The sequence below is a fragment of the Gelidibacter japonicus genome (genome assembly GCF_010725055.1).
GTDB classification, from domain to species: domain Bacteria; phylum Bacteroidota; class Bacteroidia; order Flavobacteriales; family Flavobacteriaceae; genus Gelidibacter; species Gelidibacter japonicus.
This window is the reverse complement of record NZ_BJKB01000005.1, coordinates 241,197-254,982: the sequence shown is the minus strand read 5'-3', so window position 1 is coordinate 254,982 and position 13,786 is coordinate 241,197. Positions and strand designations below refer to the sequence as shown.

Sequence of the window (13,786 nt, the reverse complement as noted above, 5' to 3'; positions counted from 1 at the left end):
AAGAAAATAGATATGAACCTCATAAAATTAACAACACTATTAGCGGTGTTGGGTGGCATAGCTATGACCCAAGCACAACAGATTAAAGGAAAAATTACAGATGCCAAAAACCAACCGTTGGAAGCCGCTTATATTTATAATTTCAACAGTAAAAGTCATGCGCACAGCTCTGAAAATGGGTTGTTCATTATTGATAATAATACAAAAGGAGATAGTCTTAAAATAGGATTGCTGGGCTACGCAACAAAAGTCATTGTATTGAACACTTCCAATTTTAACGAGATCATTACCACTGTTCTTGAAGAGAAAGTTTTTCAACTGGATGAGATGGTACTGACTGAAGAGCTGAATCCTGTAAGTACAATCAGTCGGTTGGATTTGAATACCAATCCGCTCAACTCGTCTCAGGAGGCATTGCGAAAAATTCCAGGGCTGGTCATTGGCCAGCATGCGGGTGGAGGAAAGGCAGAACAAATCTTTTTAAGGGGCTTTGACATTGATCACGGGACGGACATTTCCATTTCAGTAGATGGTATGCCAGTAAATATGGTGTCTCATGCCCACGGACAGGGCTATAGTGATCTGCACTTTTTGATTCCAGAAACCGTGAATAAAATTGATTTTGGGAAAGGACCATATTATGCCAATCATGGAAATTTTGCAACTGCTGGCTATATTGATTTCTCAACGAAAGATTATTTAAAAGAAAATTCAATCTCTGTAACGGCGGGTCAATTCAATAGCCTACGCACTTTGGGATTGTTCAATCTTTTGGAGAATACAAAAAATCAAAATGCTTACATCGCCGCAGAATATATGGCGAATGATGGCCCATACGTGTCGCCCCAAAACTTTGACCGCGTCAATATCTTTGGAAAGTACGTCGCATTTTCGCCCAATAATGATAAGATATCGGTAACAGCGTCACATTTTACAAGTCGTTGGGACGCTTCTGGACAAATTCCGCAAAGATCTGTTGATGATGGTAGCATCACAAGATTTGGTGCCATTGATGATACCGAAGGTGGCGAAACGGAACGTACCAATGTGAATGTGGAATTCAATAAATACATCTCAAATAACACCAGGTTTAAGACCAATGCGTTTTACTCACATTATGCTTTTGAGCTGTATTCAAACTTTACCTTCTTTTTGGAAGATCCCATCAATGGCGATCAGATCAAGCAAAAGGAAGACCGTCAGATTTTTGGTTTGAACACTACCATTGTTCATGATGCCAATTTGGGCGATACGCCATTGACGCTGACTTCAGGTTTGGGATTCAGACAGGATCGAGTGGGTGATATCGAATTGTCGCACACCTTGAACAGAAAGACGGTTTTAGAAAACATCCAATTGGGCGATTTGAATGAAACAAACGTCAACGCTTTTGTAAATGCTGAGTTTGAATTCGGTAAATTCAGAATAGCTCCAGCCTTACGCTTGGATTATTTTAAGTTTTTATACTCCGATCAATTACAGTCAGAATACAAAAGTCTGTCTGAAACAAAAACAATAGTGAGTCCGAAATTGAATTTCTATTGGGATGTGAAGGACAATTACCAAGTCTTCTTAAAATCGGGAATCGGCTTTCACAGCAATGATACCCGCGTGGTGGTGAGCAATCAGGGGAAAGATGTTTTACCAAGAGCGTATGGTGTGGATTTGGGAGATATCTGGAAACCACTTCCAAACTTAGTCGTCAATACCACTTTATGGTATTTATTTTTAGAGCAAGAGTTTGTATATGTTGGAGATGCCGGAATTGTAGAACCAAGCGGGAAAACGGAACGTTACGGATTGGATTTTGGCTTCAGGTATCAGTTTAACGATTGGTTGTTCTTGGATACCGATTTGACCTTGACCCACGCCAGAAGTACTGAGGATCCGAAAGGCCAGAACTATATTCCATTGGCGCCAAACTTTACGGTGGCAGGAGGCTTGTCCGTCAATGATTGGAAAGGATTTTCTGGAGGGTTGCGATACCGATTTATCGATGACCGACCGGCAAATGAAGATAATTCCATAGTGGCTGAAGGCTATTTTATCACCGATTTTAATGCCAATTATAGTTTTGACAATATCACTATAGGTTTTGCCATTGAAAACTTGTTTGATGTGGATTGGAATGAAACCCAGTTTGCCACGGAATCAAGACTTCAAAATGAAGCGCAATCGGTAGAGGAAATCCATTTTACACCTGGAACACCGTTTTTTATTAAAGGCACGATTGCCTATAGATTTTAAAATGAAAGATTTTGAGTGCTGTTAATTTGAGGGAATTAACTTTAGTAGAAAGGAACACCGTTCTTTTCTGCGATGATACCACGTGAGTTGTGGTAGTTTTTTAGAGTTTTTTGTTAGTGGAGAGTGCCTGGCTATAGCAATATGGTCAGGTGCTTTCTTGGTTTAAACGAATCTATGATTTTCAAGACCTATCACATTGATAACCTTGCCTAAAAAGTCAGGACTTGCCAAAGTGTCTATTGCAATTCTACAACTTCAATATTGCCCCTATCGGCCATGGTGACATAACATTTTTGGTAATCGTTGCTGAAGGTGATGTTGGAGGGATTCTTGCCTGTCAATTCTATCTCTCTCACTAATTTTCCCGAAGATGATAAGACCGCAACGGTTCCTTTCCCGTAGCGACAGACATACAAATTTCCGCTGTCGTCAAAACGCATCCCGTCCATTCCAAAATCGTCAAAAGAAATAAACTCCTGTTTGTTTTTTATAAAACCATTATCAAGGATATCATAGACCCATATTTTTCTTTGGACGGATTCATTGACATAGAGTTTTTTGCCATCAGGACTTACTTCAATGCCGTTGGTGGTTCCCATGTTGTCTTCGAGTAATTCAAATCCGTTTTCTTTGGTTACTTTCCATAGTTTACCGGTATTGTCTGACCAATTCGGATCGCTGGCGTAAAGAGTGCCATTTGGGGCAATAGCGATGTCATTGGGTTGGTTGGCGGTTGGCTCGTGGGCAAAGACCTCGATTTTTTTTCTTCTCAAATCAATTTCCAGAATGTTGTGATTGACATAATCCGCCACAAACATCTGATGCTTTTTGCCAAACCGAATGCCATTGCCGATGCTGCCATTTGGCAGCTTCACAAATACGGAACTTTCTCCACTTGGAGTGACTTTCCCGATAGTACCCTGTTCTTCAAAATTGACGGCATAAATATTTCCTTCATAGTCAGTTGCTGGTCCTTCAACACCACTTGTAAAACTCCCTTCCTTAGTAAAATCCCTACTTTTTAACTGTTGTGCGCATGAGGTAGTCAGGACTAATAATAGCGTTAGGTTTATAATTATTTTCATTCTGTATGTTGTTTATGTATCGTGATTTTAAGTAATCTCTAAATTCAGTTTTTTAAGCACCAATTCTAAATCCGCTAAAGATTTTTCTTCAATAAGCTTTGTATCGATGACCAATTCATCAGTATCGGTTTTGAGTTTATAATCTCCAGCAAATAGTTTAATGGATTTGATGTCCTTTAGATTTATTTTTTTTGGAATCAGATGATTTTTGGAGATCGTTCCGTTTTCAATGGTGAGGTATTGGTTTTTATTTTCAAAAAGATACACTCCAAAATATAAAATCCCGATTATTAAATACCCATAATTGAAAATGTTGTTTGGAAAAAAGATGACGGCCGGAATCCCAAAGATTACCCATATGCTCCCTAAGATCAAATAAGTTCTGAGTCGCCTTTTTTTAAATTTTATTTTCATTTTTGAGTGGTTATTATAGGTTTAAATATGGAGTAATTAATTGAAATTGCATTTACGAAAGTCAGAAACATGAATAAATTTTTCATGGTTCAAAATGTTGTGTGTTCAATTTGGTTTGTTTTATGTGATTTCTTTCATGTTATCAATTTCGCTAACATAGATTATAGTTGTTGTAGTGCAATCCTGCTTTTCTTTTCATTTTCAATGTTGGGGTTCATTGGCTTCCGGCTCAAAATAATTGTAGAAACGTGGATTGGCACTTGCTTGAACTGAGCATTGGCTTCATGCTTCATTTACAAATATTTCGTTATAATCTTCTCTACTTAACACAGGGTCATATCCCCCAAACGGCTTGTCCTTTATGTCTATTAATTCCTGTGTATTCCAAACTTGCATCTTCATAGCGCTTGAACTTATATACAGCGTCATTCATCAACGAGCTATTGAATACGCCTAAACTCACAAGCAATTTAAAGTCTTTGACATTCAGTCCTGTTTAAAAGTAAGGACCAACACTTTTTTCCAGTTCATGGCTTTGGCTAATTGATAAGCAGTAAAAGTTTTTCCAAAACGCATTTTTGCATTCCACAAAAACTCAGGAGTACGTGTGCTTACAGTTCTATCAAAATTGTTGAAATAGTGTGCAGTTTCTTCTACGGCTTTTTTATGTTCTGGTCGCATGGCGAAATTAAGCGTGCGATTTTCTTCGTTTTCCTCACCGCTTTTTAAAGCAATAAGTGCAACTTTTACATGAGCTTCTGTACATTCAAACCATTCTCCATCAGGATTTTTAAAGCCTCTTTTTCTTAAATAATTATGTACGTCAAAATCAGTAAAAGCTGATCCGTCATTGCGCATAGCATTTTCTTCAATTACAATCTGAAACTCGGCTCTGGTGGCACCAATTTGTTCTCTAATACGTGCTTGGGCGGTGCGATTGGTAAAACCTATTTTTAATTGATTCCTATGACTGGTATCATTAGATAATTTATAAGCATATATGGTTGGTGTTGCTTCTGATTTTTCAGGAAAAAACTCTTGTTTACTCATGGTCAATTATTTTTTTGAATTCCTTTTTCAACGCTTCCTTTTTAGGTAAATAAAGCTGGTATTTGCTAGCAAGGATTTGGGTATTATTTTCCGGTAAAGCAAATTCTACCATAGTGTCGTTTTTATCTGTGCAAAGCAAAATGCCTACGGTAGGGTTTTCTGTATCTAATTTTTCGATGCGGTCGTAATAATTTACATACATCTGCAATTGTCCCAAATCTTGATGTGTGAGTTTGTGTGTCTTAATTTCTATGACTACAAAGCACCGAAGCAAGCGATTGTAAAACACTAAATCTACAAAAAACTCATCGTTCTTCTATCTGAATTCGCTTTTGACGAGCGACAAATGAAAAGCCATTGCCCAACTCCAGCAAGAAAGACTGCATATTGGAAATTAATGCGTTTTCTAAGTCTTTTTCATAGAAAGCAGCTTGTGGTTTAAGCCCCAAAAACTCTAACACCATTGGATCTTTGATTATTTCTTTTGGACTTTCAGCTTGAGCATCCTTTTTGGCTACAGCCAGTACTTTCTCCTTATCATTGCTTAACAGCAAACGCTCATATAACTGACTGTTGATTTGTCGCTCCAATTGGCGTGAACTCCAATTGTTATTGCAGGCTTCTTCTATATAGTAAATGCGTTTATCCTCGTCCGCAATACGAAGTAACAATTTGTATTGTGTCCAGTTCAATTGCGAACGCAGTGCGTTCGTATTTGGGAAAGTGATAAAAAACTGACGGCACAGTTCTAATTGTCTTATGGAAAACCCACTTCCAAAATCATTTTCCAGCACTTCTGCCAAATTCTTTATTAGGAAAGTACCGTAATCTGCGCGCTCTTTGCCTCCTTGCTCTTCTTCTAAAATGTGCCTTCCAATTTGCCAGTACATCATCACTCGCTCTTGATTGACTGCTTTTAAAGCCTTTTCCTGTGCGCTTATAATGATCTGCCTTACAGCAAGTAGGAAATTATTGGATAACTGACTCATATATGAATTGAATTGCGAACGCAGTGCGTGCGGAATTGGGATATAAATTTTAATTACACTTTTATTCTCATGTTTTTAAGAAATAACTCTTGGCTCATATTTATTTCGTTGGGCGAATTAGGGAATCAATAAAATCTTGCGCTTTCCGTGACACGTTTTTTAGATTTTACTTGACTCATTTCTTTGTTTTTCAATTTCCTTCATTGTTGAATTTACAGGATTCAATAATTCTTACTGATTTTAAAATCAGTACTTTAGAAATTTCTTGATTTCTTGGTTGCAAAATACTTTGTTTTCTTTTTCTAAATTAAGAAGTGACCAAATAAAAACTCCAATTATTGATATTTATGATAAATCTACTGGCATTTATAAAAGCCTCTAATATACAGAAAACCTCCAACTTTAGTCGTGTATAAAATCTTCTTCAATCGTACTTGTTAAAAAGAGATTGGCAGAATTGAGCAAATCAAAGATTGCTTCTCCAACAATGCGCCCAACCCATCGATATAAATTAAACATGATATAAAAACACGCTACCGTTTAACCAATGGTTCAAATATCTACCTCAAGAAATGATAGTAATAATCACCAGTGCCGAAGTCAAAACAACATTGGGTTCTTAAGCTTTCACACCCGTCCATATCCAAACATCCTCATGCTGTTGACCGGAAGAAAATTACCTAATAATGTGGCTCTTAAATTTTTGAGCTGCCAATTGCGAAAATTAATGATAAAACTAAAATTACTCCCTCAAACTCCAAATTTCATTGATAGGATCTCCTTTACTTGAGAAACCCTTGTGGTGCCATTGACCTTCAACTAGTTCGTAGTTGAATTTTAAGCTCATACCAACTCGGGAATCGTCTCTTGAAAAGAATTCGATGTTTTCGGTATAGTCGCCATTTATGGTGGTGTAGGTGCCTCCGCCGGTTCCCATAAATTGTTTGGTTTCTGTATTGTAGGCGATCCATTGGAATCGAGTTCCAGATAGAATTTTCATCGTTTTACGTGGACCGCTGGTATCCCGCTTTTGGGCCTTGCCATCTACAACACGACCAGACATCAACCAAGCGCCATGCAAGGCTCCCGGTTGGCCATTATCTATTCGGGTCCATTTCAGATTCTGGTCAACAAATTTCAGTTCATTATTACTGACATTTACTTTGTAAGTTATTTCAGTACCCACGCGTTCAGGATGAGTGGTGTCAAATTCTATGGTTTCTGTCAGGATATTGCCTTCTAAGGTCCAACTACCGCCTTGGGTTTCAATAAACTTTCCGGTAGTGGCGTGAAATGTCGTTGATACATGATATCCATCCACAAAAACCATTACATTTTTAATTTGATCGCCATTTTCGGAAGTGGAATGGTTTTCCCAGGCCCCGATAATGCTTTGGGCGTGAATCCCTAATGATAATAACATGCAAACCACTGATGGAATTATTTTTCTCATGACTTTAGATTTTTATTTTTCACCTAGGTGACATATATTATTTAATTGCTTTTTAAACGATAGAGACCTTTTGATACTTCAGAGTTTGGAAACATTGAAGATTAATCTCTATTCAATCCTCTAATATACTGATAATATCCAAATGTGATTGCGTATAAAATCGTTTGTGAGGGTCATTATTTCAATGCTTTAGCACAACTGTAAAAGTTGTCAATGGAAAACATCGGTATTAATGGGCTGAAATAATGTCTTTCTTTGGTGGCAAGACAAACCATTGGTCTATTGATCATGACCGTATATTAATTTTAATGAAAAACTAAGGGAGCTACAAATCCTAGAAAGGTTTGAAAAGAAATCAGTGCTGTAATTAGAAATAATGGGTGCAGGATCCCATCTTGAATCACTTTTATTTACGTCTAATTATGAGGTCTTAGCGTATTTAGGATGGAAAAGACACTCTTCAACTTTTTGATAATCTTCTGGGTTATCGGCGAGCACCATTAAAACGTCGTTGGCTTTAATCACCGTAGAACCGCCAGGACGAATATAGTGATCACCGCGTTTAATCATGACGATAAACGCTTCGGGAGGGAAATGCAAATCGACAATTCTTTTATTTATTGGAGAAAATTCCGGCGAAACTGTGAACTCCTGTAGTGCCGATTTCGGAAGATCCAAAAGAAGCTCGTCTATTGGTGTGATTTTTTTTGCCTGTTCCGGGATGCCTACTCTCAGCCATTTTGCCACAACGCCCAATGAGGTACCTTGAATGAGAACCGAGGTCACCGATATAAAAAAGACAATACTAAATATCATATCTGCCTTTTCAATTCCGGCCAACAGGGGATAGGTTGCAAACACAATAGGGACCGCGCCGCGCAAGCCTACCCACGAAATATAGAAGCGTCTTCTCAATTTCATTTTAAAGAAGACCAAGCTTACAAATACGGCTACTGGGCGAGCAATAAGGATCAGAAACACTGAGATGAGCATGCCTACTCCAATATACGGTACTATTTTGGAAGGGAAAACCAACAGCCCCAAGGTGAGGAACAGAACAATTTGCATGAGCCAAGCTAAACCATCATACATTTTTAAAATGGTTTTCTTTTGGATAATGTCTTGATTTCCGAGGTAAACCGCACAAATATAAATAGCCAGGAAACCATTGCCACCAACAAAATCTGTTGCCGAAAAAGTGATGAACATCAGTGAAATAACCAAAACCGGATAAAGACCTTCAAAGCCTAAATTGATGCGATTAATGATGATTTTACTGGCATAGCCAAATCCAAAACCTGCGATGGTTCCGACTATCATTTGCTGTAAGAACATAGGAACGACCGATGCAACGCTCTGATCTTGATTGATGACCAATGTCAAAAAGGCAATAGTCAGCACATAGGCCATCGGGTCATTACTTCCACTTTCCAATTCTAATGTGGGCCTAATATTTTTCTTTAGCGCTAAGCTCTTTGAACGTAGAATTGAGAACACCGCTGCGGCATCTGTTGAAGACACTATAGATCCTAAGAGCATGCTTTCGTAAATGGTGAAATCAGTGACGTAGTAAATAAAGACCCCAAGGGTAATAGCGGTGAGCAAAACGCCCAAGGTTGCCAAAACAACACCTTCCCTAAGAATGGGTTTTATGGTGTTCCAATTGGTGTCCAGGCCCCCGGAAAACAAAATGAAATTGAGCGAAATAACACCAATAAGCTGTGCGTTCTTTGGATTATCAAAGCGAATCCCGCCAATCCCTTCAGAACCGGCCAACATCCCTATGGTCAAGAACAATAATAAGGTGGGAACACCAAATTTGTAAGACGTTTTCCCAACAATAATACTTATAAAAAGCAATAAAGAACCTACTAATAATATATTTTCACTGGTCAAACTCATAGTTGATGCTTTCCTACATTCGATTTTTGCGAAGATACTTCTTTTTATTTTTATCAAATAAACTTTATTACCCGTTGGATTTTATATAGAGACTGGTTTCGATTGAAAATATAATTCCGTATGCATCCCTTATACTTCAAAGGCATACTCTGATGTATTTGATTTTAAGAATTGATATTGCTTCATTCTTTTTTATATGTATTATAAATGAAGTGATCAGCTTTGAAGTATAACAACAGAAAAAAGCCAGCTTTTCAACTGGCTTTCTCAAATTTCGACTTCTTATTTTCTTTACATTTCAAAGGGGGATTGTTTGACATCCTCTGGAATATCAGAAGAAAGACTACCTAAAAAAGCAACGATATCATTGACCTCCTCATCCGATAGGTCAACATTCCGTTGGAGTTTCCCCATAATTCGTACCGAATCGTCCAAATCCTGCACAGATCCATCATGAAAATACGGGGCGGTATGGACAATGTTTCGCAAACCTGGAACTTTAAAGAAATATTTTTCTGATTCTCTTTCGCTGATATCATAGAGTCCAAGATCGACAACTTCAGATTCCGTATGTTTCCAATAATCATGAAACAGGCCAAACTTCTGCAACATCTGACCACCCAAGGCAGGACCACTGTGGCAGGTGATGCATCCAGAATCGATAAAGGCCTTCAATCCTTTCTTTTCATCTGTGCTCAACGCCGATTGATCCCCTTCCAAATACTTATCGAATCTACTTTCTGGTATCAAGGTCCGCTCAAAAGCTCCAATGGCATTGGTTAAATTGTTGAAGGTAATAGGGTCCTCATCCCCATAAGCTTTTGAAAAGAGATCCTGATAAAGTTCAACAGCCTTAAGTCGGTTGACCAATTGTGTTTCATCTTTTATATTGTGTTCTAACGGATTCAGAATTGGGCCTCCAGCCTGTTCTTCAACATCGGCAGCTCTTCCATCCCAAAACTGCATTTTATGAAGTGCCGCATGAAAAACCGTTGGCGAATTTCGGCCTCCTACAGTTCCGGGTGCATCCCCTGGAGAAAAACGTTCGTTGTCAACTCCAAATGTTTTAAGGTTATGACAAGAGTTACAACTGATATTTCCCTCTCCCGAAAGTCGGGTATCAAAAAAGAGATGTTTCCCAAGATTTACTTTATCGGCATCTGGTTCTTCAAGGTCAAGCGAAGAAATGGGTTGGAAGAAATTTGTGGCAATAGGATGCAGGTCTTCATACCTATCGTCTGATTTTTCTTTTTGCTTCTTTCCACAGGCCATAAATGCGGGGAGAATAAAGATTAAGAGATATTTTTTCATAATGATGATTTTAGTGTTGATTTTAAAATTACAGAATATTATAGAATAAACAAATGACTTTTGTCATACTTAACGTCATGCTAAGTAGAGGAAGATTGTTTATTTTTCGATATTATGATTTTATTTTCACCTATTGTCATTTTTGGATTCTGACCTCTGTTTTAAATATTTTAGAAATACTATCAATTCCATTTAGTCTTATTCTAAATAAGGCTTAAATTTGCAGGAAATTTAAAAAAATCAAATTCTATGAAGAAATTAGTTTTATTGAGTGCCCTTGTTTTTGGGTTGGTGTTTTATTCTTGTTCAAGTGATGACGATAATGGCGCGAACGATAGGGTCAGCTTAGTAGGCGAATGGCGATTGACCAATGTGGATTTTATCACTATGAAAGAAGGTGGAAGACCGGCCAGCGATGCTTGTATAGTGGAGCTTGTTGCTGGTTATGAATTTCACAGCGATTCAAAATTCTATTTTATTTTAGGTGATTCCGATCGACCATTGTTTGATCCTTATGCTCAGGATTACTGGACTTGGGAAGGTGATTCCAAAGATTTCGAAATTGTACAAACCAACCCGATGAGTCCTCCTTACAACTTTGGTTTAAGCCCTGAAAACATTAAAACAAAGCAGGTGGATGGCAAAGTTACGATGACTTTCCAATCAAAAATGGGCAATGGATCTGAAGCCAATTTCACGCTTGTAAAAGAGCCAATTGACAAAACCAAAACTCCAGAACTGACCGATGCTAATGGTGAGTCCTATTATTGTGGGTTTTTTGATCCTAAATAACTATTACAGTAATCAATAAAAAGCGTCTTTATGGTGCTTTAATTGTCTGCACGGGCGCATTCAATATTTATCTTAATTATTTTGAGGTACTAAGAATGCGCCCGAGGTGGACAAAATAATCAGGAGAATTAAATCGCTCCACCTTTCTATGTTAAGGAATTTTACAAGCTTCTTTTTTTTATTTTTCTCTCTGTTTTCCATGGCTCAAGATACCGGGACGATTCGAGGGAAACTTGTCAACTTACTTGATGACCAGATAGAAAACGTTGAAATTCGTTTGGTCGAAACCAACGCTCGCACGCTGACTAACAAAGAAGGGGAATTTGCCTTTAATAATCTACCTCCTGGTTTTTACAATATCTATCCCGTTTACGATGGCTTTCAATTTGAGATTAAAAACGTCCAAGTTGGAGCAGGTGAGGTGCAAGAAGTGACCCTCCACATCGAAATGATGACTTATAATCTGGATGAGGTAAAACTGCGAACGCTTAGCCTAAGCGAAAAATTGAAAAATAGCGCCATTAAAGCAAATATTATCTCGGTGGAAGCCAATACAAGGCGTGCCAATTCTGTTGAGGATTTGGTCGATAAAAGTCCTGGGGTGAAAATACGGAATGTTGGGGGTCTTGGATCTGCGAGCAATATTATCGTTGGCGGATTTACGGGCAATGCCGTCAAGTTTTTGTATGATGACATCCCTATCGATTATCTAGGTTCCAATTTTGGTTTGACCAAGGTGCCAACCAACGCCATTAGCCGCGTAGAGATTTACAAAGGCGTGTTGCCTACAAAAATTGGTGTGGATGCTTTGGGCAGTGCCATCAATATTGTCCCTAAAACCAGCAAAAAAACTTCTGGTACAGTGTCTTACGAAACGGGATCTTTCAATACCCATATCGCCACGGCCAACGCAAATATAAAATTGAACGAGCACCTTTTTCTCGGTGTCAATAGTTTCTATAACTATTCTAAAAACAATTATAAAGTTGACAACCTGCCTTATAAGGATCCCAATAGCGGTCAAGTGACTTATATTCAAGAGCGCTTATTTCACAACGGATTTAATCAACATTCCTTGGAGTTTTCCTTAGAGGCACGACAATTATCATGGGCCGAGTCGATTGAGTTTAAAGTCAATTCATACGGTCTAAAGAGAGATATTCAAAATGACCCATTTTCCAGGGCCAGACCTTTTGGAGAGGTTTACCGACAGGAGCGCGGTAACTTTATTCCTTCCCTAAAATATAAGAATCATTTTTTCGAAAGCAAATTGAGCGTCAACCAGTTTTTGGTCTATAGCAATATTGATTTTGAAATTTTTGACTTGGCAAAGAATGTATATTATGACTGGAAAGGGGTTGCCCATACTACAAATTCGTCTTCTGAGATGGGAAATATGCTCTTACAGAATGGCTATATGCACACTAACTTTGAGCAATTCACCTCCCGTACCAATCTTAACTATTTGATCACGAATTTTTTTCAAATAGAAAATAATACGGTTTATAGCAATTACAAGCGAAAGTCCAACCTAGGAGATCAAAATCTGAACGGGACGACCTATGATAAGCTCATCACCAATTTTGCCCTTAATGCCCAATTCTTCGATCGGAAATTGGAATCCAATACGCAATTTAAGTTTTTATTTGGCAATTTTGCCGGTCGGTATAATGCGTCAGACAATCCATTGGAAGAGAACATTGTGGATAAGGAAGTGGTCAATACGGGTTTGAGTTTCTCACAGGCCCTAAAATACAATATCAATGAGAAAAGCTATGTTCGGATCTCTTATGAAAACACTTTCAGACTGCCAGAACAGCAGGAATTGTTTGGTGACAATAATTTTATTGTAGCAAATTATGAATTGACCCCAGAGGAAAGTAAAAACCTAAATTTAGGGTACTCTTATTCGGCTACTGACTTTGGATTTGAAATCAACACCTATTATCGCGATACCCAGAACCTGATTCGTCTAAAAGATCTTAACCAATATCAGGCCATCAATCTCAATCTTGATAATGTGAAAGGTTTGGGCGTGGAGTTGCAGGCCAATTACGAGCCAGTGGACAATTTACTATTGTCTGGGAATTTGACTTGGAATGACTTTCGTTTGCAATCGACCAAAGATAAATACTTAAACAATCAACATTTTAAAGATGCTAGGATTGCCAATATGCCCTTTTATTATGGAAATATCAGTGCTTCCTATAATATCAAGGAGTTGTTGAAGCTTTCTACCGATTTATCATTTTTTTGGGATTATTCTTATGTACATCAATATTATCTCGATTATATCGAAAAACAATTTGAGCCGGATGGGTTTTTAGGCCTTTTTGGAACCTCAAAGATCAATACCAGCCGAATTATTCCCAATCAGCATACCCACAATATGGGGTTTATCTATGTTCGCGATTTTTCAAAACAAAGTGTATCTTTTAGTGTCGAGCTTAAAAATGCCTTTGACGAGAATATTTACAACGAATTCAAAATGCAAAGCCCCGGCAGACATTTTAGAATGAAAATAACCTATAGTTTTTAAGAGT

11 protein-coding genes are annotated in these 13,786 nt (G+C 38.0%); 3 read left to right on the top strand and 8 right to left on the bottom strand.

What is annotated here, in order from left to right; genetic code table 11:
• The first annotated feature begins 12 nt into the window (after nt 1–12).
• Entirely contained in the window at nt 13–2,247 is a 2,235-nt protein-coding gene (locus tag G6N06_RS07660; protein WP_205334739.1) for a TonB-dependent receptor, read from the top strand.
• A 236-nt stretch (nt 2,248–2,483) separates the two neighbouring features.
• Here G6N06_RS07660 and G6N06_RS07655 read toward each other — a convergent pair whose 3' ends face one another.
• The 8 genes from G6N06_RS07655 to G6N06_RS07625 all read right to left on the bottom strand — a co-directional run bounded on the left by G6N06_RS07655 (nt 2,484) and on the right by G6N06_RS07625 (nt 10,451).
• Nucleotides 2,484–3,332 carry an SMP-30/gluconolactonase/LRE family protein gene (locus G6N06_RS07655; protein WP_163515523.1) on the bottom strand — a complete coding sequence of 283 codons (849 nt, stop codon included), beginning with the start codon at nt 3,330–3,332 and terminating at the stop codon, nt 2,484–2,486.
• A gap of 27 nt (nt 3,333–3,359) precedes the next feature.
• The gene (locus G6N06_RS07650; RefSeq protein ID WP_163515521.1) at nt 3,360–3,746 is read right to left on the bottom strand and encodes a hypothetical protein; all 387 of its coding nucleotides are present in this window, start codon (nt 3,744–3,746) and stop codon (nt 3,360–3,362) included.
• A gap of 486 nt (nt 3,747–4,232) precedes the next feature.
• Nucleotides 4,233–4,796 (bottom strand): GIY-YIG nuclease family protein, encoded by a 564-nt coding sequence (locus tag G6N06_RS07645; RefSeq protein WP_163515519.1) that lies wholly within the window; start codon nt 4,794–4,796, stop codon nt 4,233–4,235.
• On the bottom strand, nt 4,789–5,085 hold the full coding sequence (locus G6N06_RS20015; protein ID WP_262890105.1) for a PDDEXK nuclease domain-containing protein: 297 nt from the start codon (nt 5,083–5,085) through the stop codon (nt 4,789–4,791). Before G6N06_RS20015 ends, G6N06_RS07645 begins: the two co-directional genes overlap by 8 nt.
• A 16-nt stretch (nt 5,086–5,101) precedes the next feature.
• Nucleotides 5,102–5,785 carry a PDDEXK nuclease domain-containing protein gene (locus G6N06_RS07640; RefSeq protein ID WP_262890104.1) on the bottom strand — a complete coding sequence of 228 codons (684 nt, stop codon included), beginning with the start codon at nt 5,783–5,785 and terminating at the stop codon, nt 5,102–5,104.
• A gap of 742 nt (nt 5,786–6,527) precedes the next feature.
• Nucleotides 6,528–7,238 carry a DUF4488 domain-containing protein gene (locus tag G6N06_RS07635; protein ID WP_163515517.1) on the bottom strand — a complete coding sequence of 237 codons (711 nt, stop codon included), beginning with the start codon at nt 7,236–7,238 and terminating at the stop codon, nt 6,528–6,530.
• Nucleotides 7,239–7,658: 420 nt separating this feature from the next.
• The gene (locus tag G6N06_RS07630; protein ID WP_163515515.1) at nt 7,659–9,140 is read right to left on the bottom strand and encodes a potassium/proton antiporter; all 1,482 of its coding nucleotides are present in this window, start codon (nt 9,138–9,140) and stop codon (nt 7,659–7,661) included.
• A 291-nt stretch (nt 9,141–9,431) separates the two neighbouring features.
• Nucleotides 9,432–10,451 (bottom strand): cytochrome-c peroxidase, encoded by a 1,020-nt coding sequence (locus G6N06_RS07625; RefSeq protein ID WP_163515513.1) that lies wholly within the window; start codon nt 10,449–10,451, stop codon nt 9,432–9,434.
• Between the two features lie 249 nt (nt 10,452–10,700).
• On the opposite strand from G6N06_RS07625, the gene G6N06_RS07620 reads away from it, so the two are divergent.
• On the top strand, nt 10,701–11,243 hold the full coding sequence (locus G6N06_RS07620; RefSeq protein ID WP_163515511.1) for a hypothetical protein: 543 nt from the start codon (nt 10,701–10,703) through the stop codon (nt 11,241–11,243).
• Nucleotides 11,244–11,442: 199 nt separating this feature from the next.
• Nucleotides 11,443–13,782 (top strand): TonB-dependent receptor, encoded by a 2,340-nt coding sequence (locus tag G6N06_RS07615; RefSeq protein ID WP_163515510.1) that lies wholly within the window; start codon nt 11,443–11,445, stop codon nt 13,780–13,782.
• Nucleotides 13,783–13,786 lie beyond the last annotated feature (4 nt).